25 protein-coding genes and 1 tRNA gene are annotated in these 25,232 nt (G+C 65.1%); 9 read left to right on the forward strand and 17 right to left on the reverse strand.

Annotated elements, in window-relative coordinates:
* Positions 1 to 23 precede the first annotated feature (23 nt).
* The 3 genes from hisD to chrA all read right to left on the reverse strand — a co-directional run bounded on the left by hisD (position 24) and on the right by chrA (position 3,385).
* Positions 24 to 1,331 (reverse strand): histidinol dehydrogenase, encoded by a 1,308-nt coding sequence (hisD, locus tag KAJ83_RS02365; protein ID WP_210680406.1) that lies wholly within the window; start codon positions 1,329 to 1,331, stop codon positions 24 to 26.
* Positions 1,321 to 2,025, reverse strand: a complete 705-nt coding sequence (gene hisG / locus KAJ83_RS02370; RefSeq protein ID WP_246484155.1) for an ATP phosphoribosyltransferase — start codon at positions 2,023 to 2,025, stop codon at positions 1,321 to 1,323. The genes hisD and hisG overlap by 11 nt, the downstream gene beginning before the upstream one ends.
* Before the next feature lie 118 nt (positions 2,026 to 2,143).
* Positions 2,144 to 3,385, reverse strand: a complete 1,242-nt coding sequence (gene chrA / locus KAJ83_RS02375) for a chromate efflux transporter (RefSeq protein WP_210680407.1) — start codon at positions 3,383 to 3,385, stop codon at positions 2,144 to 2,146.
* A gap of 101 nt (positions 3,386 to 3,486) precedes the next feature.
* Here chrA and mnmA point away from each other — a divergent pair, with 101 nt between their 5' ends.
* On the forward strand, positions 3,487 to 4,662 hold the full coding sequence (gene mnmA, locus KAJ83_RS02380) for a tRNA 2-thiouridine(34) synthase MnmA (protein WP_246484157.1): 1,176 nt from the start codon (positions 3,487 to 3,489) through the stop codon (positions 4,660 to 4,662).
* 8 nt (positions 4,663 to 4,670) lie between these two features.
* Here the strand turns inward: mnmA and KAJ83_RS02385 are convergent, their stop codons facing one another.
* The 3 genes from KAJ83_RS02385 to KAJ83_RS02395 all read right to left on the reverse strand — a co-directional run bounded on the left by KAJ83_RS02385 (position 4,671) and on the right by KAJ83_RS02395 (position 6,440).
* The gene (locus KAJ83_RS02385; protein WP_425515456.1) at positions 4,671 to 5,147 is read right to left on the reverse strand and encodes a nuclear transport factor 2 family protein; all 477 of its coding nucleotides are present in this window, start codon (positions 5,145 to 5,147) and stop codon (positions 4,671 to 4,673) included.
* A gap of 2 nt (positions 5,148 to 5,149) precedes the next feature.
* On the reverse strand, positions 5,150 to 5,806 hold the full coding sequence (locus KAJ83_RS02390; RefSeq protein WP_210680408.1) for a pyridoxamine 5'-phosphate oxidase family protein: 657 nt from the start codon (positions 5,804 to 5,806) through the stop codon (positions 5,150 to 5,152).
* 70 nt (positions 5,807 to 5,876) lie between these two features.
* Positions 5,877 to 6,440, reverse strand: coding sequence for a carboxymuconolactone decarboxylase family protein (locus KAJ83_RS02395; protein WP_210680409.1), 564 nt, complete (start codon positions 6,438 to 6,440; stop codon positions 5,877 to 5,879).
* A gap of 124 nt (positions 6,441 to 6,564) precedes the next feature.
* Here KAJ83_RS02395 and KAJ83_RS02400 point away from each other — a divergent pair, with 124 nt between their 5' ends.
* The 3 genes from KAJ83_RS02400 (at position 6,565) to KAJ83_RS02410 (ending at position 9,360) form a co-directional block, all read left to right on the forward strand.
* Positions 6,565 to 7,530 (forward strand): LysR family transcriptional regulator, encoded by a 966-nt coding sequence (locus KAJ83_RS02400; RefSeq protein ID WP_210680410.1) that lies wholly within the window; start codon positions 6,565 to 6,567, stop codon positions 7,528 to 7,530.
* 47 nt (positions 7,531 to 7,577) lie between these two features.
* A complete protein-coding gene (locus KAJ83_RS02405; RefSeq protein ID WP_210680411.1) occupies positions 7,578 to 9,206 on the forward strand; it encodes an adenylate/guanylate cyclase domain-containing protein in 1,629 nt (542 codons plus the stop codon).
* 77 nt (positions 9,207 to 9,283) lie between these two features.
* Positions 9,284 to 9,360 (forward strand) — tRNA-Met (locus tag KAJ83_RS02410).
* 97 nt (positions 9,361 to 9,457) lie between these two features.
* Here the strand turns inward: KAJ83_RS02410 and KAJ83_RS02415 are convergent.
* Positions 9,458 to 10,903: an MFS transporter gene (locus KAJ83_RS02415; RefSeq protein WP_210680412.1), complete on the reverse strand. Its 1,446-nt coding sequence runs from the start codon at positions 10,901 to 10,903 to the stop codon at positions 9,458 to 9,460.
* A 64-nt stretch (positions 10,904 to 10,967) separates the two neighbouring features.
* Here KAJ83_RS02415 and soxR point away from each other — a divergent pair, with 64 nt between their 5' ends.
* Together soxR and KAJ83_RS02425 are read left to right on the forward strand one after the other, a co-directional pair.
* Complete coding sequence (gene soxR, locus KAJ83_RS02420; RefSeq protein ID WP_210680413.1) at positions 10,968 to 11,399, forward strand: redox-sensitive transcriptional activator SoxR; 432 nt, start codon at positions 10,968 to 10,970, stop codon at positions 11,397 to 11,399.
* A gap of 293 nt (positions 11,400 to 11,692) precedes the next feature.
* Complete coding sequence (locus tag KAJ83_RS02425; protein ID WP_210680414.1) at positions 11,693 to 13,171, forward strand: hypothetical protein; 1,479 nt, start codon at positions 11,693 to 11,695, stop codon at positions 13,169 to 13,171.
* Here the strand turns inward: KAJ83_RS02425 and KAJ83_RS02430 are convergent.
* Positions 13,146 to 14,471: a hypothetical protein gene (locus KAJ83_RS02430; RefSeq protein ID WP_210680415.1), complete on the reverse strand. Its 1,326-nt coding sequence runs from the start codon at positions 14,469 to 14,471 to the stop codon at positions 13,146 to 13,148. The genes KAJ83_RS02425 and KAJ83_RS02430 overlap by 26 nt on opposite strands.
* A 92-nt stretch (positions 14,472 to 14,563) precedes the next feature.
* Here KAJ83_RS02430 and KAJ83_RS02435 point away from each other — a divergent pair, with 92 nt between their 5' ends.
* Entirely contained in the window at positions 14,564 to 15,601 is a 1,038-nt protein-coding gene (locus tag KAJ83_RS02435) for a hypothetical protein (RefSeq protein ID WP_210680416.1), read from the forward strand.
* On the opposite strand, the gene KAJ83_RS02440 is transcribed toward KAJ83_RS02435, so the two are convergent.
* Positions 15,585 to 16,187, reverse strand: coding sequence for a sel1 repeat family protein (locus KAJ83_RS02440; RefSeq protein ID WP_210680417.1), 603 nt, complete (start codon positions 16,185 to 16,187; stop codon positions 15,585 to 15,587). The genes KAJ83_RS02435 and KAJ83_RS02440 overlap by 17 nt on opposite strands.
* A gap of 67 nt (positions 16,188 to 16,254) precedes the next feature.
* Between KAJ83_RS02440 and KAJ83_RS02445 the strand changes: the two genes are divergently transcribed.
* Entirely contained in the window at positions 16,255 to 17,007 is a 753-nt protein-coding gene (locus tag KAJ83_RS02445; protein ID WP_210680418.1) for a hypothetical protein, read from the forward strand.
* On the opposite strand, the gene KAJ83_RS02450 is transcribed toward KAJ83_RS02445, so the two are convergent.
* From KAJ83_RS02450 to KAJ83_RS02465, 4 genes are all read right to left on the reverse strand, one after another.
* Positions 17,004 to 17,684 (reverse strand): SEL1-like repeat protein, encoded by a 681-nt coding sequence (locus KAJ83_RS02450; RefSeq protein WP_210680419.1) that lies wholly within the window; start codon positions 17,682 to 17,684, stop codon positions 17,004 to 17,006. The two genes, KAJ83_RS02445 and KAJ83_RS02450, sit on opposite strands and share 4 nt — an antisense overlap.
* A gap of 248 nt (positions 17,685 to 17,932) precedes the next feature.
* Entirely contained in the window at positions 17,933 to 18,607 is a 675-nt protein-coding gene (locus KAJ83_RS02455; RefSeq protein WP_210680420.1) for a sel1 repeat family protein, read from the reverse strand.
* Between the two features lie 118 nt (positions 18,608 to 18,725).
* The gene (locus KAJ83_RS02460) at positions 18,726 to 19,319 is read right to left on the reverse strand and encodes a sel1 repeat family protein (RefSeq protein ID WP_210680421.1); all 594 of its coding nucleotides are present in this window, start codon (positions 19,317 to 19,319) and stop codon (positions 18,726 to 18,728) included.
* 220 nt (positions 19,320 to 19,539) lie between these two features.
* Complete coding sequence (locus tag KAJ83_RS02465) at positions 19,540 to 20,769, reverse strand: hypothetical protein (RefSeq protein WP_210680422.1); 1,230 nt, start codon at positions 20,767 to 20,769, stop codon at positions 19,540 to 19,542.
* Positions 20,770 to 20,957: 188 nt separating this feature from the next.
* On the opposite strand from KAJ83_RS02465, the gene KAJ83_RS02470 reads away from it, so the two are divergent.
* Positions 20,958 to 21,803: a hypothetical protein gene (locus KAJ83_RS02470; protein ID WP_210680423.1), complete on the forward strand. Its 846-nt coding sequence runs from the start codon at positions 20,958 to 20,960 to the stop codon at positions 21,801 to 21,803.
* Here KAJ83_RS02470 and KAJ83_RS02475 read toward each other — a convergent pair.
* The 4 genes from KAJ83_RS02475 to KAJ83_RS02490 all read right to left on the reverse strand — a co-directional run bounded on the left by KAJ83_RS02475 (position 21,778) and on the right by KAJ83_RS02490 (position 25,190).
* Positions 21,778 to 22,443: a sel1 repeat family protein gene (locus KAJ83_RS02475; RefSeq protein WP_210680424.1), complete on the reverse strand. Its 666-nt coding sequence runs from the start codon at positions 22,441 to 22,443 to the stop codon at positions 21,778 to 21,780. The two genes, KAJ83_RS02470 and KAJ83_RS02475, sit on opposite strands and share 26 nt — an antisense overlap.
* Before the next feature lie 287 nt (positions 22,444 to 22,730).
* A complete protein-coding gene (locus KAJ83_RS02480) occupies positions 22,731 to 23,297 on the reverse strand; it encodes a hypothetical protein (RefSeq protein WP_210680425.1) in 567 nt (188 codons plus the stop codon).
* A gap of 138 nt (positions 23,298 to 23,435) precedes the next feature.
* Positions 23,436 to 24,650, reverse strand: coding sequence for an oxidoreductase (locus tag KAJ83_RS02485; RefSeq protein WP_210680426.1), 1,215 nt, complete (start codon positions 24,648 to 24,650; stop codon positions 23,436 to 23,438).
* A gap of 150 nt (positions 24,651 to 24,800) precedes the next feature.
* A complete protein-coding gene (locus KAJ83_RS02490; RefSeq protein ID WP_210680427.1) occupies positions 24,801 to 25,190 on the reverse strand; it encodes a hypothetical protein in 390 nt (129 codons plus the stop codon).
* Positions 25,191 to 25,232: the final 42 nt, after the last annotated feature.

The following is a 25,232-nucleotide window of genomic DNA, read 5'->3' on the forward strand; positions in this document are numbered from 1 at the left end:
GAACCCGCGAATGCCGCCGGACGTCAATCGCCCGCCGCCCTGTTGAGCCGGATCGCGATGGACCGCGCATGCGCGCCCAGCCCCTCCGCCTCCGCCAGCCGCACGGCAGCCGGACCGATGGTGCCCAGGCTATCGGCGTCGCAGGCGACGAAGGACGTCCGCTTCATGAAATCCAGCACGCCGAGGCCGCTGGAGAAACGCGCGCTGCCCGATGTCGGCAATACATGGTTCGGCCCGGCGATATAGTCGCCGATCGCCTCCGGCGTATGGCGGCCCAGGAAGACGGCGCCGGCATTGCGCACACGCTCCGACAGGGAGTTCGGATCGGCGACGGCGAGTTCCAGATGCTCCGGCGCGATACGGTCGACGAGCGCCGGGGCCTCCTTCATGAGGTCGGAAACCAGGATGATCGCGCCGTGATCTGTCCAGCTTTTCTCCGCGATCTCCCGGCGCGGCAGGGTCGCCAGATGCGACGCGATCGCCCGTTCCACCGCGGCGGCGAAATCCGCATCGTCGGTGATCAAGACCGATTGGGCGGACGTATCGTGCTCCGCCTGGCTCAACAGATCGATGGCGATCCAACCGGGGTCGTTCGCGGCATCGGCGACGACCAGGATTTCCGAAGGTCCCGCGATCATGTCGATCCCGACCGTGCCGAAAACCCGCCGTTTCGCGGCGGCGACATAGGCATTGCCGGGGCCGACGATCTTATCGACCGGCCGGATCGTCTCCGTCCCATAGGCCAACGCGCCGACCGCTTGCGCCCCACCCAGACGATAGATCTCCTCCACCCCGGCCAGATGCGCCGCCGCCAGAACCAGCGGATTGACCCGGCCGTCCGGCGTCGGCGCCACCATCACGAGACGCTCCACGCCCGCGACCTTGGCCGGCATGGCATTCATCAGCACTGAACTGGGATAGGCCGCCGTGCCGCCCGGCACATAGAGCCCGGCCGCCGCCACCGGCCGCCAGCGCGCGCCGAGGCGCACCCCCACCCTATCGACATAGTCGAGGCCGCCGGGCAGCGTCTTCTCGTGGAAGCTTCGGATGCGCAGCGCGGCTGTCTCCAGCGCCGTCATCACCTCCGGCTCCACCAGGTCGGCCGCGCCCGCGATCTCCGATGCGGGCACGCGCATCGTCCCGGCCGTCAGCTCCAGACGGTCGAACCGCTTGGTATAGTCGAGCACCGCCGCGTCGCCGCGCGCCCGCACATCGGCCAGGATCTCGGCCGCCGCGCGGTCGGCGGTTTCCTCCACGTCACGGCGCGCGCCGAGGAATTCCTCGAACGCCGCCGGGAAACCGTCCTCGCGGCTGTCCAATCTATGCGGCACGGCTCGCCTCCGCGAAACGCTCGATCCATTGGCCCATCTGCTCCGGCCGCGTCTTGAGGGCCGTGCGATTGACGATCAGGCGGGAGGTCACCTCCGCCAGCGTCTCGATCTCCACCAGACCGTTGGCCTTCAAGGTACCGCCGGTCGAGACCAGATCGACGATGCGCCGGCACAGCCCCATATTGGGCGCCAGTTCCATGGCACCGTTGAGCTTGATGCATTCCGCCTGCACGCCGCGCCGGGCGAAATGACGCCGGGTGATGTTCGGATATTTGGTCGCGATGCGAATATGGCTCCAGCGGCTGGGATCGTCGCCCGCGCTCAGGCTCTCCGGCTCCGCGACGGCGAGGCGGCAATAGCCGATGCCGAGATCCACCGGCGCGTAGATTTCGGGATAATCGAACTCCATCAGCACATCATTGCCGGCCACTCCCAGATGCGCCGCGCCGAAGGCGACGAAGGTGGCGACATCGAAGCTGCGCACGCGCACGATCTCGACCTCCGGCCGGTTGGTGGCGAAGCGCAGCGCGCGGCTGTTCGGGTCGTCGAAGGCGGCCTCCGGCTCGATCCCCACGGAATCGAGCACCGGGCGCAGTTCCTTCAGAATCCGCCCCTTGGGCACGGCGAGGACCAACGGCTCGTTGGCGCGGCTCTCGTCCGCTTCGTCCATGATATCGTTCGCGGCTTGGCTCATCGGGTCCGTCTCGGGCGTTGCTCGCGCCGCCTTCCGTCTCGTCCCAGCGGCGACGCGGCCACTATGTGGCACAGCAGCCCGGCGGATTCCAGCCAATCGATCGCGATGGCGCCGCGATCTACAGCAACAGGCCACCCAACACGCCCGCCGTGACCACCACCGCCCAGGGCGGCAGTTTCCAGATCACCAGCGCGACGAACGCCACCCCGGCCAGCGCCACGGCATGGGGCCGGTCGAACACCCCCGCCAGCACCGGATCGTAGAACGCGGCCGCCAGCAGCCCGACGACGGCCGCGTTGACGCCCGCCAGCGCGCGCCGCATCGCGGGCGCGCGGCGCAACCGTGCCCAGAAAGGCAAGGCGCCGAGCGTCAGCAGCATGGAGGGCAGGAAGATCGCCGCCGTCCCGATCGCCGCGCCGCCCCATCCGCCTGCCGCCGCGCCGAGATAGCTGGCGAAGGTAAAGAGCGGCCCCGGCACCGCCTGCGCCGCGCCATAGCCCGCGAGGAAGCTGTCACGGCCGACGATCCCGCCATCGACCATGCCCGCCTGCAGCAGCGGCAGCACCACATGCCCGCCCCCGAAGACCAGCGCGCCCGCGCGATAGAACCGGTCGGCGAGCCCGAGTCCGCCGTCCAGCCCCACCAGGAACGGAACGATCAGAAGAAGCGCGAACAGGAACAACGCGCCGAGAGCCACGCCGCGCCCGATATCGATGTCGAGGCCGTCGCCTCCTTGCCCCGCCCCTTCTAGCCCCGGCTCCTCTTGCCCCGACCCGGCTTCGCTTCCGCCCCCGGCGCCTTTCAGGAACACGAGCCCCAGCACCCCGCCGGCCAGGATCGCCGCGATCTGCGCCCAGACCGGCGCGCCGAGAAGGCCGGTGACACCGATCACGACGACGAAACCGCCAACGGCCAGACCCGCGCGCGGCGCATCCGGGGCCAGCGTCCGCGCCATGCCGATCAGGGCCTGCGCCACCACGGCCGCCGCCGCCGCCTTCAACCCCAGCAGCCAGCCGCCGCCGAGCACGCCCCCGAACCGCACCACGCCGAAGGCGAAGAGCGTCAACGCCAAGGCGGAGGGTAGCGTGAAGCCGGCCCAGGCGGCCAGCATGCCACCGATGCCGCCGCGCGCCAGCCCGATCATCATGCCCACCTGACTGGACGCCGGGCCGGGCAGGAACTGGGCCAGCGCTACCATATCGGCATAGGCCCCTTCCGTGAACCAGCCGCGCCGCGCGACGAAGGCCTCCCGGAAATATCCCAGATGGGCGATCGGCCCGCCGAAGGACGTACAGCCCAGCATCAGGAAGATGCGGAAGAGCGAGAGGGCGGGTGTCCGCCCGGACGGTGCGTCGGTCATGGGCCATTCTCTAACGCGCGCGATGTGACGGTTTCGTGAAGCAAGGCCCGGGTATCACCAGTGATTGCCCCGATCCCCCACCTTCTTATATATCGGGCGCCATGATGGACCAGGCCACGACCGCGAACCGGCTCGACATCGACCTCGGCTTCGACAAGCCGCGGGCGGAAACGCGCGTCGTCGTCGCGATGTCGGGCGGCGTCGATTCCTCCGTCACCGCGGCGCTGCTGCACGAAGCGGGGTACGAGGTCGTCGGCATGACCCTGCAACTCTATGACCAGGGCGAGGCGATGGCGCGCAAGGGCGCCTGCTGCGCGGGCCAGGATATCTACGATGCCCGGCGCGTCGCCGATGGCATGGGCTTTCCCCATTACGTGCTGGATTACGAAAGCCGCTTCCGCGATGCGGTGATCGAGGATTTCGCCGATGCCTATGCGCGTGGTGAAACACCGATCCCCTGCGTGCGCTGCAATCAGACGGTGAAGTTCACCGACCTGCTGACCACGGCGCGCGAACTGGACGCGGACGCGCTGGCCACCGGCCATTATGTCCGCCGCACGGTCGAGGCGGACGGCGCGCCGACCCTGCGCCGCGCCGTCGACGACGGCAAGGATCAGAGCTATTTCCTGTTCGCCACGACGCACGCGCAGTTGGATTTCCTGCGCTTCCCCCTCGGCGACCTGGATAAAAGCGAGACCCGCCGGCAGGCCCAGCGCCTCGGCCTCGCCATCGCCGACAAGCCGGACAGCCAGGATATCTGTTTCGTGCCCGACGGCGACTATGCCCGCATCGTCCGGCGCCTGCGGCCGGAGGCGGCGGAGCCGGGAGAGATCGTCGATCGCGACGGCACCGTGCTGGGCCGGCATGACGGGATCATCCATTATACGATCGGCCAGCGCCGGGGTCTCGGTATCGGCGGGCGGGACACCTCCTCCGAGCCGCTCTATGTCGTGCGGCTGGAGCCGGAGAGCCGACGCGTCGTCGTCGGCCCGCGCGCGGCACTGGCGACGCCCGATATCCTGCTCGACCAGGTAAACTGGCTGGGCGGCACGCGACTGTCGGACGGGCCGGCCAAGGTGCTCGTCAAGATCCGCAACACCATGACGCCCGTCCCGGCGGCGGTGGAGGCAACGCCGCTGGGCGATGTCGAGGTTCGCTTCGAGCAGCCGCAGCACGGCGTCTCCCCCGGGCAGGCCTGCGTCTTCTACGACCCCGCCGACGCGAGCCGCGTGCTCGGCGGGGGCTGGATCGCCCCGCGCCGCCCCCAAGCCGCCTAGAGCATGCTCTAGAAACCCAGATCGCTCAGGCCGGGGTGATCGTCCGGTCGACGCCCCAGCGACCAGTGAAAGCGCCGCTCTGCCGCCTGAATCGGACAATCGTTGATCGAGGCGATGCGTCGGCGCATCAGGCCGTTCGCCGCGAATTCCCAATTCTCGTTACCGAAGGACCGATACCATTGCCCCGCGTCGTCGCGCCATTCATAGGCGAAGCGCACGGCGATACGCTCACCGTCATGCGCCCATAATTCCTTGATCAGGCGATAGTCCAGTTCCCGCACCCATTTGCGCGTCAGGAAGGCGACGATCGCCGCGCGGCCTTCAAGGAACTCGGCACGGTTCCGCCACTGGCTGTCGGGGGTGTAGGCACGGGCCACCACCTCCGGGTCGCGGCCGTTCCAGGCATCCTCCGCGCGCCGCACCTTCTCCCGCGCCGTCCCGGCGGTGAAGGGCGGCAGAGGCGGACGGGTTTCCTGCATGGTCATACTCACTCTCCTTCCTTAATGAGCCGGGCCTTAATGAGCCGGACCTTAATGAGCCGGGCGCGCAGATCCGCGTTCTCGGCTTCCAATTGGGCGATGCGTTCACTCAGGGGCCGGGCGGCTGCCTCGACCTCGCGGCGGGTGAAGCGCTGGGGAATATGTTGCGGGCAGTTCCAATCGAAGGCCTGGAGGCGTAGACGGAATATCCGCTCCACCCGGGCCCTGTAGGCAGGGTCGATCACGCGGGCCGTAAGCGACGGGTCGGCATCCGGCGCGATACTCTCCGCCCTTGCATAGATCTTCAGGCGCGCGCGCCGTACATGATCCATCAGGAACAGACAGGTCCGGTCGTTGGCCGTCAGATTGCCGAGGCTGATATACTGGCGATTGCCGCGATAGTCGGCGAAGGCCAGCGTGCGGTCGTCCAGAACCTTCAGGAACCCCACCGGCCCGCCGCGATGCTGGACATAGGGCCAGCCGGTCTCCGAGACACTGGCGATATGGAAGCTGTCGCGCGCGGCGATGAAAGCGGTTTCGTTATCGGTGAACCGATCGAAGGCGCGGTCGCCCGAGACAGCGCGCCAGTCCCGGTCGACGCCCATGGAACGTTGCGCGGCGAGGACGCCGGGCGTCGCGGCGATATCGAGGAATCCATAGGCCATGCTCAACCTCCAACCATCCGAATGAAGAAAGGCGGGACCGGGACGGACGGCGCCCCGGCCCCATGCGGCATCACGCCGCCACCTCCTGCGCGGGCTCCAGTTCGGGCTCCACTAGGGGGAAGTCGATTTCCGTTCCCGCGACCTCGTTGAGGAAATTGGTGAAGCTGTTCTCCGCGACGAGCGCCACGATCTCGACGATCTGCCCGTCGGTGAAACCGGCGGCGCGCACCGCGGCGACATCCGCCGCGTCGACATGGCCGCGCTCGCGGGCGACCTTCGCCGCGAAGGCGACCGCCGCATCGGCCTTCGCGTCACCGGACGCTCCCCGGCGGTTCAGCGCCACTTCCTCCGCCGTCAACTTGGCCAGATTGCGGGCGAGATAGCTGTGCGCCGACAGGCAATAGGCGCAGCCATTGCCCTGGGCCACGGCGAGCGCGATCCGCTCCCGCGTCTTGAGGTCGAGCGCCTTGCCGAGCGCCCCCTGGAAACCGGCATAGGCGCCAAGGGCAACGGGGCTGTTGGCGATAACACGGAACAGGTTCGGCACCGTGCCGAGTTGCTGCTTCACGGCGTCGAGGATCGGCTTGGACGCCTCCGGCGCCGCGTCATGGGTTGGGATGCTCAAACGGGACATCGGGAAATCTCCTTCTCGCTACTCGAACCGGGGGTCGGTTCGACGAGGCAAAGAATGGAGATTTCCAGATAGAATAATAATATGGTAAATTTCTAAACTAGATTTTCACTTTATGGAAAAATGGATGGATCGCTTCGACGCCATGTCGATGCTGCTGGCCACGGTGGATCATGGCAGCCTCTCCGCCGCCGGGCGGGCCCTTCACGTGCCGGTGCCAACATTGAGCCGCCGGATTTCCGATCTGGAGGAGCGCCTCGGCACCAAGTTGCTCATCCGAACCACGCGGAGCCTCGCGCTCACCGATGCCGGCACCGCCTATGTCGAAGCGGCGCGCCGTATCCTGGAACAGGTGGAAGCCGCGGAACGAGAAGCCACCGGCGAGTTCGTGGAACCGAAGGGGGAACTCGTCGTGACCGCGCCGCTCCTCTTCGGCCGGCGGCATGTGCTGCCGATCGTGACGGATTTCCTGGCCCGGTTCCCGGCGATCGATATCCGTCTGGTGCTGTCCGACCGGAATGTCCGCCTGGTCGAGGATCACGTCGACATGGCGGTTCGCCTCGGCGATTTGCCGGACAGCGCGATGGTCGCCACCCGGGTCGGCACCATGCGCACCGTCCTGTGCGCGAGCCCCGGTCTGATCGCGGCCCATGACGCGCCGCGCGGACCGGAGGATCTGCGCCATATGCCGTGTGTCGCCTTCGACGCACCAATACCGCTCTCGTCTTGGAGTTTTCACGATCCCGCCACGAAGCGGCGGGTGGATATCGGCATTCGTCCACGCCTTTCCGTCTCGACCGCCGACGCGGCCGCCCAGGCGGCGATAAACGGGGCCGGGGTGACGCGCCTGTTCCATTATCAGGTGGCCGACGCGCTGGCGGCCGGCACGCTCCAACTGGTGATGGAGGATCACGAGCCGCCGCCGACACCCGTCCATTTGATTCACGCGGCACGCGGGGCGATGCCGCTCAAACTGCGACGCTTTCTCGATATCGCGGCCCCGAGACTGCGGCGCGATCTTGAAATGCTGCCGTCTTCCGACCCAACGATGTCGCGAAACGACCACCGATCCACCGCCGACGATCCGTCGTAGAAGGAGTGAGGGGTGTTGTTGCCGGCCGCAATCCCTACATGGAACCGATGCCCCGCTCCTCCCCCATCCTGACAGAAAAGCCGCCCGACGAGGCTGGCGGCGCGCACGCCGACGCCGCGGACGATGGCTTTGGGCGGGGGTATCGCGGTCTCGCGATCTCGCTGCTTCTGGCGAGTTTGGGGATCGCGCCGCTCGATGTCGGCTTCACCGGGGCCTATATCGCGATCTCCGGCCATTGGCAGTCGGTGCCGGATGCCCTGATCGCCAATCTTTTCGTTCTGGTCGCAGTCAATGGGATCGGGGCCTGGGCGATCCTGCGGCCGCTTCGCCATCTCGGCGCGTCGTCCCCTGTGCTGCGCCGGCGCGCGCGACGGCGCCTGGGCCGGCTCAGCCTGTGGCTGCCGCTCTGGGCCTTCGCCGTCGGGGCGCTCTATTGCGCGGCGGTCTTCCTTTCCGGCTCCTATACCGGAGGAATCGGGGAGGAAACGGCGGTCGAGACCGGCACCGCCATCGCGGCCTATTTCTGGTTCGCCTTCGTCTACGGCTTCTATTTTTCCTTCTACAGTTATTTCGCCGTCTCCGACGTGCTGGGCCGGGCGGCCGAGCGCGCGCCTTCCGTGCCGGTCGCGCGACTGCGCCAGCCTTTCGCCTTGAAACTCGGTCTCGTGGCCGTCGCGCTGGCGCTCATGCCGCCGGCGCTGGTTCTGCAGGACCTTACCTGGCTCGCCCCCGTCCGGGCGGCCCAGGGGCTTTACCGGACCGACGCGGTCCTGCTCGACCTGATGGCGACGATGCTGGCGGCGGGAATTTCGCTGTTCTTCGTCGGGCGCAGCCTGTTGCGGCCGATCAACGCGCTCGTCCAGGGGTTCGACGGACTTGCGGCGGGGCGGCTCGATCTGCGGCTGCCCGCAGCCTCGGACGACGAGCTGGGCGCGCTCTCGCGGCGCTTCAACCGGATGGTGCGGGGATTGGCCGAACGCCGGCGGGTGGAATCCATGTTCGGCAAATATGTCGCGCCCGCGGTCGCCCGCTCCATCCTGGCGGACAGCGCCGACGGCCATATCCGGGGCGAGGCGCGGGAGGCGACCAACCTCTTCGCCGATATCGAAGGCTTCACGGCCCTCTCCGAGACGCTGCCGGCGGATGCGGCCATCGACATGCTGAACGACTATTTCGCGGCCGTGAGCGCACCGATCACCGCGCGCGGCGGCGCCATCGTGAACCTGACCGGGGATGGGCTGCACGCCGTCTTCAACGTACCCTATCCGATAGAGAATCATGCGGAGGCCGCCGTCCTCGCCGCGATCGACATCCAGCGCGCCCTGGCCCGCATGCGATTCGGCCCCGACTCCCTGGCCCTGCGCACCCGGATCGGCGTGCATGGCGGCATCGTCGTCGCCGGGTCCGTCGGCTGCGACGACCGGCTGCATTACACCGTCTATGGCGACAGCGTGAACGTCGCCGCGCGCCTGGAGGCGCTCAACAAGGATCTGGGCACGGAAACGCTGGTGAGCGATGCGGTCATGACCGCGCTGTCGACGGCGGTGATTCCCTCCGACATCACGGTCTCGCGCCATGCCGGGATCGCGCTCCGCGGTCATGTCCGGCCGGTCACGGTGCACGCCCTCGCCCTGCCGGGGGCCGATCCGAACGAACGGGCGGGACCCGATGCTTGACAGCGCAGCGCGCCCGAAATATCTAACCGGCGCTCAAGGGGATGGCGGCCCGACGCGGTCCGCGCCTTCCCCATCGGGGCGGAGTAGCTCAGTTGGTTAGAGCAGTGGAATCATAATCCATGTGTCGGGGGTTCGAATCCCTCCTCCGCTACCACCGATCCAGGCACCTGGGCGATCCCCACCGGACACGAAAAACCGGCGGATGCGAAGATCCGGCCCGGACGGTACGCGGATAGCCGGCCTCTTCGATTTCACCCCGCCACCGAATCGGACGGTGCGGAGCGCTTCCTGACCAAGGTGATCATCGCGAGCAGCCCAAGCACGGCGAACGGCAGGCATCCCAGGAAAACCCATCGTGCCACCTCCGCCGCTTCCGACGGCGTCCGCATCGTCGCGAATCCCGAGGCATTCGCGACGATGCCGACATAGGCCGCCCCGAGGGCGTATCCTAGTCTTTGAACCGTCGGGATGGCGCCGGAAATACGCTGCACCTCCGCCGGCTCCCCAAGCGCGACGGTCCGCCTGAGGATGAAGGTCCACGCCATTCCAAAGCCCGCCCCTTCCATCGTGGAGCATATCGCGATCGACCAGATAGGCCCGCTCGGAACGGCGAAGAGGAATCCCACGACACTGGCCGCCACGAGCGCCATCCCGGTGGTGATCATCAGCCGGTCCAGCCGTTCCGGCGAACCGCTCACCAGAACGGCGGTAACCGTCCACCCGATGGACGAGCAGGCGACGATGTAACCGGCCGTGAAGGCGGACGCATCGTGGATCAGCGTGACGAGAAGCGGCCCGAAGGCCGTGATCGCGATCGTCGCGATGGAAAGCGACAGGATCATCGTCAAGGCCGAGCCGACGGGCTTCGTCACATCGAACGGCAGGTTGGGCAGAAGACGGTCGCCGCCCGCCCTGTTATCCAGCCAGAGAAAGAGCACGAGGCACCCCAGCCCGGACCCGATGCATAATGTCGTGCGGATCGGCGCGATCTCGACGCCACCATAGGATATGAGCAGCACGGCCAGACACAATAGAGCCAGCCTCCTGAAGGGGAATGTGCCGCTTTCCGGGGGGTGCGCGACGGCCCGGTCCGGCTGCGCGACGATCCAGGCGGCGAGACCGAACGCCTGCAAGGCGAAGAAACCGAACCCCCAGCGCCACGTCGCGTGATCGACGAAGAGCCCTCCGATCAAGGGGCCCAGGAACGCGGACACGCCCCAGAAGGTGGAGACCGCCGCCAAGGCGCGCGCCGTATAGCGCCTGGGAAAGATCACCCCCACCGCGACGAAGGACATCGCGACGAGCCCCCCACCACCGAGGCCCTGGAGAACCCGGCCCGACAACATGACCGCCATCGTGGGGGCCGCGGCGCTGAGCAGGCAGCCGAGCGCGAACAGAACCGCCGCGAGACTCATGGGAAGCCGCAATCCGTGGCGCATGGTCAGATACGCGCTGGCGGCTCCCGCCACCACCGAGGCGATTTCATAGAGCGAGAAGGACCACCCCACCAACCCCCTGCCGCCGATATCCGCCACGATGGACGCAAGCATCGTCGCCATGATGAGTTCATCCGCCGCGTGCAGCCAGACCGCGAGACAGACCAAGCCCAGGGCCGGCGCATAGACGCTGCCCAGGAATTCCTTCCAAGGTACGGAGGCCTCGCGCGTGCTGTCGGGGGTATTTGGAAAATCCGTCATGCCGCTCTCCTTGACAGCGAAAGCCGTAGGACCTCAACAATGGTTGAGGTCAAGGAGGATTTTCATGGCGAATCGTTATCTATCGGTCGGTCAGGTCGCGGAACGAAGCGGATTGCCGGTCTCGACCCTTCACTTTTACGAACGGAAGGGGCTGATCGCCTCGCAACGGAACAGCGCGAACCACCGAATCTATCACCGGGAGGTCCTGCGCCGCGTCTCCGTGATCAAGGTGGCGCAAGGCGCGGGCATCCCCTTGGCGGAGATCGCGCGTGCCCTCTCCACCCTTCCGGCCCATGCCGTGCCGGATACGGCGGACTGGGCCCGCATCTCCGAGGTCTGGCACGACGATCTGACGCGGCGCATCGAGAGGCTGACCGCCTTTCGGGACAAGATGACGCTGTGCATAGGATGCGGCTGCCTCAGCATGAAGCGGTGTCCCCTCGTCAATGCGAACGACCGTTTGGCTGCGCAAGGGCCGGGCCCGCGTTTGTTGTAACGGCATGGGATAGCTGGGTCCCATCGGCCTCGGCCCCGTTATGATCCCCCACGCCGTGCCCAGGCCCACATCTTTATATTTTTTTGTTCTCAAATATATTGACATAATGCCTATCTTAAATAGAGTGAGAGTCGCAACACACCCCCCGTGCGCCCGGCGCGCGGGGGGTTTTCTCATGCGCCTTTCGGTGCGGCCCGTGGGCCCGTCTCTCTCGATCCGATCCGGATGGGAAGTGGCGGGTCGCGGGCCGCTTTCGTTTCGCGTACCGACGACATGATAAAGGAGACCGCCCCATGGCCGGCACCGAAGATAGCCCCGCCTATGAATCATCCTCTCCGCTTTCCTCCCGTCCCACGCCCAGCCGGTCCGATAGCAACGGGGCCCGCGCGTCCGATCCGGCGCCCTCCCCCGATCACGGCGCGGCGCGGTCGGGCGGCCGTGTAGGCCGGCAGCCCGACGGCGAGCACGAGGGGACGCTCGGCGGTGGTTCCAGCCGAGATTTCGGCCGAGATTCCGGCGGCGGCGCGCGCCACGGCGCCTCCCATCCGACGGCTTCGCGCGACCGGACCTTCGGTGTTCCCGATCGCCTTCGATCCGACGGAGCCGGCGCGGCGCGCGAACCGGGCGACCTCCCCGGCACCATCATCGACGCCGATGCCGGCGACGGGCCCCGTCACGGCGTGTCCTCCCCCACCGCCACGGCGCGAGATGCGCGCCCGCGGCCGGCCCGCCCGCCGAAACCGCTGAGCGACGACGCCCTCGCCGGCCTGCGGCGCACGGCCGACGCCATGAAGCGCACCACCAATATCGGCGGCTACGCCGATATCGTCGATGGCGCGGTCGCGGCCGACCCCGAAGCCGCGATGCGCGAGATCGGCGAACTGCGCCGGATGCTCGGCGATCCTCTCCTGGAGACGCAACTCGACCGCCAACTCCACGACGCGCTCGCCAAACGCGCCGCCGCGCGCCCCCTCGGCCCGGCGGCGGCCTCGACGACGATCGAGCGCGGCGACGACGACGGTGACCGCTTGGCCGATCAAGACGATGTGCAACCAGTTCTCTCCGCCGCATCCTTCCAAGGCAAGGAAGGGAACGGCCGCGTCACCGATCCGGTCGCGCTGAAAGAGGCGAAAGAGCGCGTACAGCATGAGTTGGAGGCGTCTATGCTGGAACTGCCATCGCCGGAGCCAGCGACGCCCCAAATCAAGCGTCCCATCAATCCGGGAGAAGATGTCCTCGCCTACTACAACAATGCGCAAGACTGGCTTCTTGGTGAAGAAATCACGGAACCGGAGTCGAAGGCCGCCCTGGAAGCAATGATCGACCTCATCCGCTGGGATGACGAATGGGGACAACCTTCAAAGGGGGCGCCGCGTATGCCTGATGACCTTCGTGCTCAAGGCCGGCCCGACACGACGCCCCCTCGATACACGGTCCCCGGAGAGAAAGAAGGGATCGCGCGCTTACTTCGAGGGCAAGGAGCGAACCCAACCGCCGAGTTCCCACCAAAAACCCGATTGAGTGCTGAAGAGGTCTCGGCGCTCATGAAGGACGGGGGTTTGTCGAACTTTGAACGCGCCAGTGTAGTTCTCGCGCCGGACGGCTATTATCACCGGATGATCAAACCCTATTACGATCCACAAGCTGTCCATGCACGCGCCCTCGAACTCGGGCGCCGTCATGCGGCACGGTTCAATCGACCGCTCCATGAGGTGCTGATTGACGACATGCGGTTCGATTACGGTGTCAATTGGGAGTGGCCCCGTCGCTGAAATCCGGGTGACCCAACGGGCCGAGAAGCGCTTCTCGATCGCCGGCGCGAAACGCGTCGGCGAGCGCCTTTCCCTGCTTGATTGCATCCTCCGTTTTCACGCGTTCGAGTTCTTTTGAAAGTGCTCTTTTTCGATCGTCGAGTACCTTACGTTCCTGTTCCCGATCCCACGCCTCATCCGGCACTTTGGAAATTGGTGCTTTCCGTGCAGCCCAGGGGACCGGCAGATCATCGAACATCAGAAGTGTCCAGGCGACGTGACGGGCTGGATCTCGACCGAAGGCAGGATGTTGGGACGATTTGAACTGAAAGGCTTCGTCCCAGTAGAAATAAGACAGATATCCACGCGCCAGACCATTGCCGCGATCAGCTGCTTCGATCGCTAGAAGGCGCAACAACTCAAGCCTTTCCGGCTCCTCGAACAGGCTCATCCCAAAACCGGCCACTTGTATGATGCTGTGCTCCACGAGGGATGTTCGGGCCAGACGAAACGCCTCTCTATAGCGCGGGTCCTCCCTGTCGCCGTCCGCCGCCCGGATTAGGGAGCCGACCAAGTGGCGGAACACGCGACCGCGCCCCGCCAACTCTATCGCGCGGCGCAAATGCTCGCGCCCCTCCTCCCGGCGGTCATCGAAATACCCGTCCTCCAGAAGCAATCGCCGCCCCAGCATCTCATGCGCGAAGGCGACATCATGGGCCGCCGCCGCGCGCAGCATGGCAAAGCCCGTCTCGAAGGAGCGCGAGACCACCGGCGGCTCGAGGAACTGAAGCGCCCCCCAGTAAGCCTGGGCATGGGGCTCGCCCGCCTCGGCCCGCCCGCGCAACGCCTCGAGGGTCCGCCGCGCCAGTTCCGGCGTTTCCTTGAAAAAATCATAGTCGAACGCGGCGACCGCTTGATCGGAAGTCAGGGCGCGCCAGATGATCCGGGCGGCCGCCCGATCGTCGCCATCCGCCGCCGCCGCGCGCAGCAATGCATCCGCCTCCGCCGCATGATCAAAATGCAAGATGGAAGCGCCACGCAAATCAATAAATGCGTAAAGTGCTTGACGGTCACCCGCCTTGGCCAAGGCCCGCAGGATGGGCGCCGCCTCATAGACCCGCGCGCGCTTCGCCGCCTGAAAACCATAGGCCCGCAGCGCCCGCGCCGTCAGTTCGTCGCGCGCACCGAGCGCGGACAGCACCTCGATCTGCCGTTCAATGGACAAGGCGCCGGCGCGTGGCGATTCCGGCGCGCCCGCGGCTCGCGGAACGGTCGCGACGCAGAGGCCGAAAAGCAGAAGCGCTGCACCAATAAGACGCATGCGATGAAACGTACGGCCTGCTCGTTCCAGGCGCAAGCCGGTAGAAATCGCCCCGCATCACGTTGGCCCGTTCGTCGCCGACCCCCGACGATGTGACGGCCAGCGCGCGCGCGATCGACATGCTGGGCACGCTACGCGCGACGGAACGGCTAAGGGGCGAACAGGCGCAACGCGCGCTCGCCGAGGCCGATGCGCGCCATGGCGAAGGCTCCGCGCTCTCGACCGCCGTCAAGGCCTATGTCCGGGAACGCACATCCGCGCTCGGCGCGAACCCGGAAACGGTGAAGGCCGCCCTCGACCACGCCAACGCGCTCGCGCGCGATCCGAAAACCCATGCCGGCATGCGCGCGAACCGGGCGGCCTTCGACCGGCTGACGCCAGATCAAAAAGCCGCCGCCAAGGCCACCCGGTTCGAGATCGAGCGGGAACGACGCGCTTTGATGGACGAGGCTCGCGTGGCGCAAGCCGCTTTCCTCCAAACCAGCCGCGGCGAACACCGGCGCGGCTATAGCTCAAGTGTCCCATCGCCTACCCGTCAGGCCGCATACACTGCGAAAATGACCGAATTGGAGACACGGTACGAGGCGCTTTTAACGGATGAAGCTGCCCTCCCAAGCCTGCCCTACCCGAAGGTTGATCCGGGCTTTGCGCATGAGCTCGGCCACGACGCCGCCGACTTGCTGGAGATGCAAGCCGGCGCGGGCGACGCTTTGATCACGGCCGGCTTGGCGATAACGCCCTGGAGCGCCAGCCAGGCGACAGTCCGAATGCTCGGCAAAGCTGGCGCAAAGGCCTTTGGGCAAGCGACCAGCCTCGGTGTCGCGGGCGTAGAGGCTAGGCGCGCGGCAAGTAATGCCATACGGCTGGCCACCCATGCGGAATTCGAGGAAAGAGGTTTCGACACAAGAAATCCCGCCTCCCTAACCCAACTGCCGCCCGAGGCCCGGCGGCGGATCGCTATCAAGGGGGCCGTCGCCGCGCTGGCAAATGGCGCTTCGGCCGCCGTCGCAAAGCAGATCGTCAACAGGCTGACAAAGCCGACAATGGCCGAACTCGAGCATTTGATAATGGAAGAGGGGGTTGCCCACGCCTTTGAAGATTCGGTTTCCGGCGTTATCGATAAGCGTTGAAGCGCTTGCACTGAGACGACAAATTGGCGAGAGAAGGCCAACGAACATCAAATGGTTCTTCTCTCGCCTTTTCCTGTGCAAGTAAAAGAGCCTTGTCGCCCCAATCCCTCTGCACGACCTTATCCAGAATACTTTTCGCATCGATATCACCGCGCTCAGCCGCGTCGAGCATGTAAGCACCGCCGATAACGTGCTTCTTCAAGTGCCTGATAGTGATGAGGCCTAAGTTAAAAAGCGCCTTGTGACTCCCCGCCGCTGCAGCTTCTTTATATATTCTCGCTTGTTTCAGATAGGTCTGATAGGAGGCCTGCCCGCCGTTCGGCGCCAGGAGATAACCATATAAGTTCAAGGCATCTGGAGTATGGCACCGCACGCGCTTATCGAGAAAGGAACGCGCGCGTCCATAGTCCGTCATTGTAGAAATATCACCAGAAAGAAGCCGCGCCATGAGGTAACGTGCCTGGAGGTCGCCCGCGTCGGCGGCGGGTTTGAGAAGATCATGGGCGCGAGCGTAGTCGCCCGCTTCGTACGCCGCGACGCCCGGGGCCGCGACGCCCGGGCCTGCGTCGATCGACGGATCGGCCATGGCCGGCGCGCTCCAAAGAAACGTCGGGAACAGCAGCGCCGCCGCCGCATATGCTATCCTTGAATGCATGGAGACAAAGATACGCGTACCTGCCCGCCGGTACAATCATCCACGCCCTATCCCTCATACCCGCACATGCCGCAAACCGGCGATCGAGGCCTATAAGGCACTCGGCCGGACGAGCCGTGGCGAGATCGCGCGCGGCCATGGGCCCGGCAATCCCGCGCCGGGCCGTCAGCGCGCCTTCGACGACAAGATCGATGCCCTCGCGGCGCGCATTCTCGACCTCGTCGCCCGGGAGGATGACCTCCCCGGCGTGCCGCACCCAGACCTCGACCCCGGCCTGGCGCGCGAACTGGGCCAGGACGCGGCGCGCGTTCTCGATGGCCGGGAACGGGCGGCGGATACCGCGCTCGATATCGGCATGACCGTCGCCGGCGCCATCCTACCGGGCGGCGCGGCCGGAGCCGGCGCCAAGGGCCTCGCCCGCGCCGCCGCCATCGGGCTCGACGCCGCCGGCGCCGCCAAGGTCGCCCAGGACGCCGCCGACGCCGGCCTCGCGGCCGAAATCGAGAAACACGGCCTCGACCCCACGAACCCGGACACCCTCCGCCACCTCCCACCCGACGCGCGAAACCGCATCGCCGCCAAGGCCGCGATCGCCTTCGCCGCGAATGGGGGTGCGAAAGCCGGGGCCGCGCGGATCGTCAGGCACGCGACCAAGCTTGTCGGAGAGAGTGAGGTACGCAGGGCGGTTATCGAAAGCGGAGCAGCCGAAGCGATTTACAGGGGGTTCGACGGTGCGATCAGGAAAGACTAAAATGCAGGGCATTGTCTGCTGAAGCTGGTGAGGGCTGGCCAACGTACTTCGAACGGTTGCTCCCTCACCAGTTTTCTAATTCGAGCGAGAGCGATATCCCCTGAGTGGTCAGCCTTAATTCGCTTGATAATCTGCAATCCCTGAGGATCGCCCTTCTCAGCCGCCTCGTAAACATAGGATGCGCCAAGAACCGGCTTTCTCATATTTTTTGTAATCGTCAAACCCATGTTGAAAAGTGCCTTAATACTTCCTGCTCCCGCAGCTTCTTTATATATTTCAATTGCCTCTACCAGGATAGTATATCTTTCCTCCCCATGATATCGAAGCATTGCATTCGCATAGAAATTTAGAGCATCAACTGAAAAACACCTTGTTTTCGCGTCAAGATAAGCAAAGGCCTGTTGATAGTCCGTGCGATCCGCGAGGTCGCCGCTCAGCAAACGCGCCATCAGATACCGAGCCTGGATATCACCGGCCTCCGCCGCTGGTTTCAGGAGATCGTGGGCACGCGCGTAGTCGCCCGCCTCGTACGCCGCGACGCCCGGGGCCACGGCACCCGGGCCTCCGTCGATCGACGGATCGGACACGACCGACGCGCTCCAAAGAAGCGCCGGGAACAGCAGCACCGCCGCCGCATATACCATCCTTGCATGCATGAAGACAAAGATACGCGTCAAAACCCTTCCTCACAATTATCAAAGAGTTGCTATCGTTCTTGCGTGTTCGCACCCCAAATGCGCAAAGCTGGGGTGCTCTACCCCTCCCCCCGGACTCCGAACCGACGCACGAAACCGCATCGCCGCCAAGGCCGCGATCGCCTTCGCCGCGAACGGCGGTGCGAAAAAAGCCGCATCGGAAATCGTCGGCCGAATATACAGAGATGGCGGGGCTCGCGAATTGGAGAAAGGGGCGGCCGAGACCGGCATCAGCGAGACGTTGCAGCGCGCTTTCGAGGGCTTTGCCAAACGGAAACCAGGTCAGGACAATTAGCTTCACTTGGATCGAGGAGGGGCCAGCGTTCTTCAAACGGCTTCTCCTCGATCAGTGCTTGAATCGCGGCGATCGTCGCGTCCGCATTGGACGAACTTCGCACGACTGACATAAAGCGCAGCCCCTCTGGATCATCCAATTGCGCCGCTTCGAAGAGGTACGCGGCGCCGGTGAGCGGACGACCTAAATCCTTTCCGACCACCCCACCCAAATTCGCCAAAGCCACGCGATTACCGGCTCTTGCCGCCTCCTTGTATATCAAAGCGGCACGAAGAAGTCCCTCTTCGGTCGGATGGACACTCTGATATAGAAATCCAAATAGACTTAAGGCTGCGGAATACTGGCATCGGACTTGCCCATCCAAATAGCTTAACGCAGCGTCGAAGTCGGTTCTGTCTGGGAGATCGCCGGACAGGAGTTGAGCTAAGAGATACCTTGCCTGAAAGTTGCCAGCATCCGCTGCCGGCTTCAAAAGTTCGTAAGCTTTCGGGTAATCACCCGCTTCATAGGCCGCAACGCCGTCGGCTACATCGACGGAAGAATCGTCGGCTGCCAGCATGGAGCCGAAGACGGTCACGAACATAAGAAATGCTGCAAGACATGCGGCCATTGAATGCATAATTTTATAAATACCCCCATTAAATGGCTTTCAACAATATCTTCTTATCGCAGCGAACTGGGTAAGGGGGCCGCTGAAGCGGCGGCAGAAGAAATATTGCGCACTCTTATCAGTCCACGGCCTGAAGAACGGTGAACCGGGGACACATTCTTGCTGACTTGTTGAGCGTGGGCCACCGAAGTTCCGGAGGCTCATTCTCGATTATTTCCGTGATCCTTTGCTCCGTGAGAACTGCATGTTCGGTTCTTTTAATGCCCTCGACGATTCCCCGAGAAGCAGCATGTCCCTTTTCCGATGCTTCCCAAATGTAAGAGGCGCCTATGAACGGTCGATCGAAGTCTTCCGTGACGGTTTTCCCCAAATTGAACGCGGCCCTCAGGTTTCCCGCCAGCATCGCTTCTTTATACGCGAGTATTTGATGGCGGCTCGCGGCAACGCTTTCGCCGTGGGCCCTCGGATAGCTGTAGCCATAGAGGTTCAAGGAAGCCGGATTGTAGCATCTTGTTCGCTCATCCAAATAGCCGAGGGCTAATTGAAAGTCGGTCGAGGCCGGCAAATCGCCGGTCAGGAGACGCGCCATCAGATACCGAGCCTGAATATCACCGGCCTCCGCCGCTGGTTTCAGGAGATCATGGGCACGCGCGTAATCGCCCGCCTCGTACGCCGCGACGCCCGAGCCTGCGTCGATCGACGGATCGGCCATGGCCGGCGCGCTCCAAAGGACCGTCGAGAGCAGCAGCACCGCCGCCGCATATGCCATCCTTGCATGCATGGAGAGAAAGATACGCGCCGATCCACGTTGGTTCAATTATCGAAAAGCCGCCATCGCTCCCGCGTCTTCATTCCGACGGTGTCCAGGACAGTCCGGTTCAATCGACCGCTCCATGAGGTGCTGATTGACGACATGCGGTTCGATTACAGTGTCAATTGGGAGTGGCCCCGTCGCTGAAATCCGGGTGACCCAGCGGGCCGAGAAGCGCTTCTCGATCGCCGGCGCGAAACGCGTCGGCGAGCGCCTTGCCTTCGCGTAACGCCTCATCGACCAAGGCGCCATCCAGATCGCGCGACAGGGTTTCACGGCGCTCTTCAATCACCTCCTGATCGGTCTTCTGCCGCCAGTCTTCATCCGTCAAAACGGAGCCCGCCGGCTTCCAACGCGCGCGCGGGATCGGCAGATCATCGAACATAAGCAGACGCCATGCGACATGCTTCCCAAGGTCTTTCCCGAACGCCGAATGGGCAGCGTTCTTGAACTCATAAGCCCCTTCCCAATAAAAGTTGGATAGGAAGTTGCGCGCGAACCCGTTCCCACGGTCAGCCGCCTCGATCGCCAGGAGCCGGAGCAACTCAAGCCGCTCCGGCTCCTCGAACAGGCTCATGGCATATCCCGCCACCCAAGTCGTGCCATACTCGGCGAGAGAGGCACCCGCCAGACGAAACGCCTCTCTATAGCGCGGGTCCTCCCTGTCGCCGTCCGCCGCCCGGATTAGCGAGCCGACCAAGTGGCGGACCACGCGACCGCGCCCCGCCAACTCTATCGCGCGGCGCAAATGCTCGCGCCCCTCCTCCCGGCGGTCATCGAAATACCCGTCCTCCAGAAGCAATCGCCGCCCCAGCATCTCATGCGCGAAGGCGACGTCATGGGCCGCCGCCGCGCGCAGCATGGCAAAGCCCGTCTCGAAGGAGCGCGAGACCACCGGCGGCTCGAGGAACTGAAGCGCCCCCCAGTAAGCCTGGGCATGGGGCTCGCCCGCCTCGGCCCGCCCGCGCAACGCCTCGAGGGTCCGTTGCGCCACTTCCGGCGTTTCCTTGAAAAAATCATAGTCGAACGCGGCGACCGCTTGATCGGAAGTCAGGGCGCGCCAGATGATCCGGGCGGCCGCCCGATCGTCGCCATCCGCCGCCGCCGCGCGCAGCAATGCATCCGCCTCCGCCGCGTGATCGTAGGGCAAGGCGTAGCCCGCCCGTAGATCGATATACGCGTACAGGGCCTCCGCATCACCCGCCTTGGCCAAGGCCCGCAGGATGGGTGCCGCCTCATAGACCCGCGCGCGCTTCGCCGCCTGAAAACCATAGGCCCGCAGCGCCCGCGCCGTCAGTTCGTCGCGCGCACCGAGCGCGGACAGCACCTCGATCTGCCGTTCAATGGACAAGGCGCCGGCGCGTGGCGATTCCGGCGCGCCCGCGGCTCGCGGAACGGTCGCGACGCAGAGGCCGAAAAGCAGAAGCGCTGCACCAATAAGACGCATGCGATGAAACGTACGGCCTGCTCGTTCCAGGCGCAAGCCGGTAGAAATCGCCCCGCATCACGTTGGCCCGTTCGTCGCCGACCCCCGACGATGTGACGGCCAGCGCGCGCGCGATCGACATGCTGGGCACGCTACGCGCGACGGAACGGCTAAGGGGCGAACAGGCGCAACGCGCGCTCGCCGAGGCCGATGCGCGCTATGGCGAAGGCTCCGCGCTCTCGACCGCCGTCAAGGCCTATGTCCGGGAACGCACATCCGCGCTCGGCGCGAACCCGGAAACGGTGAAGGCCGCCCTCGACCACGCCAACGCGCTCGCGCGCGACCCGAAAACCCATGCCGGCATGCGCGCGAACCGGACGGCCTTCAACCGGCTGACGCCAGATCAAAAAGCCGCCGCCAAGGCCACCCGGTTCGAGATCGAGCGGGAACGACGCGCTTTGATGGACCCGGCGATCGAGGCCTATAAGGCACTCGGCCGGACGAGCCGTGGCGAGATCGCGCGCGGCCATGGGCCCGGCAATCCCGCGCCGGGCCGTCAGCGCGCCTTCGACGACAAGATCGATGCCCTCGCGGCGCGCATTCCCGACCTCACCGCCCGGGAGGATGACCTTCCCGGCGTGCCGCACCCAGACCTCGACCCCGGCCTGGCGCGCGAACTGGGCCAGGACGCGGCGCGCGTTCTCGATGGCCGGGAACGGGCGGCGGATACCGCGCTCGATATCGGCATGACCGTCGCCGGCGCCGCCAAGGCCGCGATCGCCTTCGCCGCGAACGGGGGCGCGAAAGCCGGGGCCGCGCGGATCGTCAGGCACGCGACCAAGCTTGTCGGAGAGGTGAGGTACGCAGGACGGTTATCGAAAGCGGAGCAGCCGAAGCGATTTACAGGGGGTTCGACGGCGCGATCAGGAAAGACTAAAATGCAGGGCATTGTCTCCTGAAGCTGGTGAGGGCTGGCCAACGTACTTCGAACGGTTGCTCCCTCACCAGTTTTCTAATTCGAGCGAGAGCGATATCCCCTGAGTGGTCAGCCTTAATTCGCTTGATAATCTGCGATCCCTGAGGATCGCCCTTCTCAGCCGCCTCGTAAACATAGGATGCGCCAAGAACCGGCTTTCTCATATTTTTTGTAATCGTCAAACCCATATTGAAAAGTGCCTTAATACTTCCTGCTCCCGCAGCTTCTTTATATATTTCAATTTCCTCTACCAGGATAGTATATCTTTCCTCCCCATGATATCGAAGCATTGCATTCGCATAGAAATTTAGAGCATCAACTGAAAAACACCTTGTTTTCGCGTCAAGATAAGCAAAGGCCTGTTGATAGTCCGTGCGATCCGCGAGGTCGCCGCTCAGCAAACGCGCCATCAGATACCGAGCCTGGATATCACCGGCCTCCGCCGCTGGTTTCAGGAGATCATGGGCACGCGCGTAATCGCCCGCCTCGTACGCCGCGACGCCCGGGCCTGCATCGATCGACGGATCGGCCACGGCCGGCGCGCTCCAAAGGACCGTCGAGAACAGCAGCGCCGCCGCCGCATACGCCATCCTTACATGCATGGAGGCAAAGATACGCGTCAAAACCCTTCCTCACAATTATCAAAGAGCTGCTATCGTTCTTGCGTGTTCGCACCCAAAATGCGCAAAGCTGGGGTGCTCTCCCCCTCCCCCCGGACTCCGAACCGACGCGCGAAACCGCATCGCCGCCAAGGCCGCGATCGCCTTCGCCGCGAATGGGGGTGCGAAAGCCGGGACTATCCAGATGTTGAGAGAAAGCGGCCTTGGAAATTCAATCGCCGGCAACATCTTGGAAGATGGAGTTTCGCGCACCATCGAAGAAAATATACTGCGAATAACCATACCAAGACCTAAAAACGACACTGAGTAGTTTCGTCGTCGAGGAGCGGCCACCGTACAGCGAACGGCTGCTCCTCGACGATAATTCGGAGCCGCTCGAGAGACAAACGTCCTAATTCTGAATCCTCCACGGATTCGATAAATTCGATAGCGGACGGCTCACCTAATTCGCTCGCTTCCAGCAGATATGCTCCCCCCTCTAAAGGTCGTTCCAAATCCCGACCAAGCAAAAGTCCCAGTCCCGTTAGCGCCTCAAGATTACCGCCGAGCGCCGCCTCCTTATATGCAAGGGCCGTTTCTTGAAGCGTCCCGCCCCTGGGCCCTGCATGCCAGGAAACATAAGCAAATAGAGCCAATGCGCCAGGCGAGCGACAGCGAACATCCTGATCAAGATAAGCAAAGGCCTGTTGATAGTCCGTGCGATCCGCGAGGTCGCCGCTCAGCAACCGCGCCATGAGGTAGCGCGCCTGGAGGTCGCCCGCATCGGCGGCGGGCTTTAGGAGATCATGGGCGCGCGCGTAGTCGCCCGCCTCGTACGCCACGACGCCCGGGGCCACATCGATCGACGGATCGGCCATGGCCGGCGCGCTCCAAAGGACCGTCGAAAACAGCAGCGCCGCCGCCGCATATGCCATCCTTGCATGCATGGGGACAACGATACGCGCGCATTGCCGACGTCACCCTTGGACGCCACCCCTCGGCGGGCCCCGATGCGATCACCCACCCCCTAGAAGGTCTTCATCGATCCCATAGGCGGCGCGCCAGCGCGTGGCGTTGACCGCGCGGCGGCCCTCGACCCGTTCCACGGCTTCCTCCAGGCTCATCCCGAAATCCGTCCCATCGTTATTCCCGCCGTCCCGCGCGATGGACGCGATGCGGCAGGTGTACCAAGCGGTGATGCCGCCGGGGATCGTTTCCGCGAAGCGGGGGAAGGTCGGATCGGCATCCTCGCCCGCGATCCACTTGGTCGGGAGATCGGGGTCGAGCACCAGTGCCCGGGCCAACCCGACGACATCCACCGCGCCCGATTCAATCGCCGCCATTGCTTGAGCCCGCGTCTTGAACCCGCCAACCGTCATCAGCGGCTTCCCGGTGACGGACCGGGCCTTGCGCGCGGCCTCCAGGAAATAGGGGCCCTTCCCCGCCCCGTCGCTCGCCGCCTTGGCGCCGGGGAAATAGGCCCCCCCACTGATATCGACGAGGTCGAGCGTGCTGCCGTCGAGCAACGCCAGCGTTCGTAGGAAATCGCGTTCCGTGACACCGCCTTCCAACTGATCGGTCGCGTTGATCTTGATGCCGATCGGCACCGCCGGCCCGACCGCCGCACGGATGGCCGCCACGATCGCCAGCACGATCCGGCTCCGCCCTTCGGCATCGCCGCCCCAACGATCGGTCCGCCGATTGAAAAGCGGCGAAAGGAACTGACTCAACAGGAAACCATGGCCCGCATGGATCTCGACGCCGGTGAAACCGGCCGCGATCGCATTGGCGGCGGCCTGGGCGAAGCGCATCGGCAGGGCGGCGACGGCCTCCGCGCTCATTTCCTCCGCGCGGATGCCCCCGGCCTCGATCGCGGAAGGGGCCCGCACCCTGCCCGCCACCGGCACGGCCAGCGCCCCGGCATGGCCTAACTGCGCCCAGAGATGCACCCCATCCTGGGTTGCCCGCGTCGCGAGGTCACGCAATGCCGTCTTGTCCGGTAGGGGCGAAAGGAGAAGATTGCCGCAATTCTCCGGATGGTCGGGATCGATCTGCGTCTCCCCGACGATCGAGAGGGCAAGTCCGCCCCGGGCCCAACGCTCATAAAGGCGCGCCTGAGGCGGGGTGGCGCCACCCCGGCCATCGCCGAGTTCGTCGGACATCGCCGCCTTGGCGATCCGGTTGCGGAGTACGGCCCCGCAGGGAAGCGTCAGGGACCGGTCGAGTGTCATGCGAGAGCCTTCCCGCCTCCATTCCCACCGCCGCGCCTCACCATCGCCCCCATCGTAGAGCCCCCACGGCGTTCGTCCGACCCTAATCGTGGCGCGGTGGTATATCGCGGCCGGCGCCGGAAGGCGTGCCCTCCCCCGAATGGGAAGGGCCTACCCCTCCCGGCCGGCGCGCATCGCCAGGATCTGGTCGCACATATTGAGGTTCAAATGGACCACCTTTGCGATCAGGTTCGGATCCTTTTGCGGCCCCTCGTCGAGCGCCACGCCGACCTTCACCATGAAGTCGCTTATCCGGCGCAGGAGATCTCGCGTCTCCGTCGTAACCGCCTGATCGAAATGCTTGGGCAGAAAGTTCGAGATGAACCGCCACAGGAAAAGATTGGTTTCCAGGACCGCCTTCCAGGTCTCCGGGTCCGCGCCGTTCAGGCGACAGGCCTCCAACCGTTCCGCGATGTCGAGGAACGGCAGGGCCATGTCGTCGATCAACTCCTCGCGCGAGGCGAGCGGCACGGGTGTCTTGGGCTTGGTCGGCATGGTCATGCTGTCCTGTCCTTGCAACGCAACGCCTTGGCGACCGCGCCC

The organism is Marivibrio halodurans (genome assembly GCF_017963645.1).
Classification (GTDB): domain Bacteria; phylum Pseudomonadota; class Alphaproteobacteria; order UBA8366; family Aestuariispiraceae; genus Marivibrio; species Marivibrio halodurans.

Excerpts from the sequence above, each read along its gene's own strand:
- KAJ83_RS02490 (WP_210680427.1), bottom strand. The coding sequence starts at position 25,190 with ATGACCATGCCGACCAAGCCCAAGACACCCGTGCCGCTCGCCTCGCGC.
- hisG (WP_246484155.1), bottom strand. The coding sequence starts at position 2,025 with ATGAGCCAAGCCGCGAACGATATCATGGACGAAGCGGACGAGAGCCGC.
- KAJ83_RS02440 (WP_210680417.1), bottom strand. The coding sequence starts at position 16,187 with ATGGCCGATCCGTCGATCGACGCAGGCCCGGGCGTCGCGGCCCCGGGC.
- KAJ83_RS02385 (WP_425515456.1), bottom strand. The coding sequence starts at position 5,147 with ATGACCATGCAGGAAACCCGTCCGCCTCTGCCGCCCTTCACCGCCGGG.
- KAJ83_RS02425 (WP_210680414.1), top strand. The coding sequence starts at position 11,693 with ATGGCCGGCACCGAAGATAGCCCCGCCTATGAATCATCCTCTCCGCTT.
- soxR (WP_210680413.1), top strand. The coding sequence starts at position 10,968 with ATGGCGAATCGTTATCTATCGGTCGGTCAGGTCGCGGAACGAAGCGGA.
- KAJ83_RS02415 (WP_210680412.1), bottom strand. The coding sequence starts at position 10,903 with ATGACGGATTTTCCAAATACCCCCGACAGCACGCGCGAGGCCTCCGTA.
- KAJ83_RS02390 (WP_210680408.1), bottom strand. The coding sequence starts at position 5,806 with ATGGCCTATGGATTCCTCGATATCGCCGCGACGCCCGGCGTCCTCGCC.
- KAJ83_RS02445 (WP_210680418.1), top strand. The coding sequence starts at position 16,255 with ATGGAGACAAAGATACGCGTACCTGCCCGCCGGTACAATCATCCACGC.
- KAJ83_RS02455 (WP_210680420.1), bottom strand. The coding sequence starts at position 18,607 with ATGGCCGCATGTCTTGCAGCATTTCTTATGTTCGTGACCGTCTTCGGC.
- KAJ83_RS02395 (WP_210680409.1), bottom strand. The coding sequence starts at position 6,440 with ATGTCCCGTTTGAGCATCCCAACCCATGACGCGGCGCCGGAGGCGTCC.
- KAJ83_RS02430 (WP_210680415.1), bottom strand. The coding sequence starts at position 14,471 with ATGCGTCTTATTGGTGCAGCGCTTCTGCTTTTCGGCCTCTGCGTCGCG.
- KAJ83_RS02460 (WP_210680421.1), bottom strand. The coding sequence starts at position 19,319 with ATGGCCGATCCGTCGATCGACGCAGGCTCGGGCGTCGCGGCGTACGAG.
- KAJ83_RS02400 (WP_210680410.1), top strand. The coding sequence starts at position 6,565 with ATGGATCGCTTCGACGCCATGTCGATGCTGCTGGCCACGGTGGATCAT.
- chrA (WP_210680407.1), bottom strand. The coding sequence starts at position 3,385 with ATGACCGACGCACCGTCCGGGCGGACACCCGCCCTCTCGCTCTTCCGC.
- mnmA (WP_246484157.1), top strand. The coding sequence starts at position 3,487 with ATGATGGACCAGGCCACGACCGCGAACCGGCTCGACATCGACCTCGGC.
- KAJ83_RS02480 (WP_210680425.1), bottom strand. The coding sequence starts at position 23,297 with ATGGCCGATCCGTCGATCGATGTGGCCCCGGGCGTCGTGGCGTACGAG.
- KAJ83_RS02405 (WP_210680411.1), top strand. The coding sequence starts at position 7,578 with ATGCCCCGCTCCTCCCCCATCCTGACAGAAAAGCCGCCCGACGAGGCT.
- KAJ83_RS02485 (WP_210680426.1), bottom strand. The coding sequence starts at position 24,650 with ATGACACTCGACCGGTCCCTGACGCTTCCCTGCGGGGCCGTACTCCGC.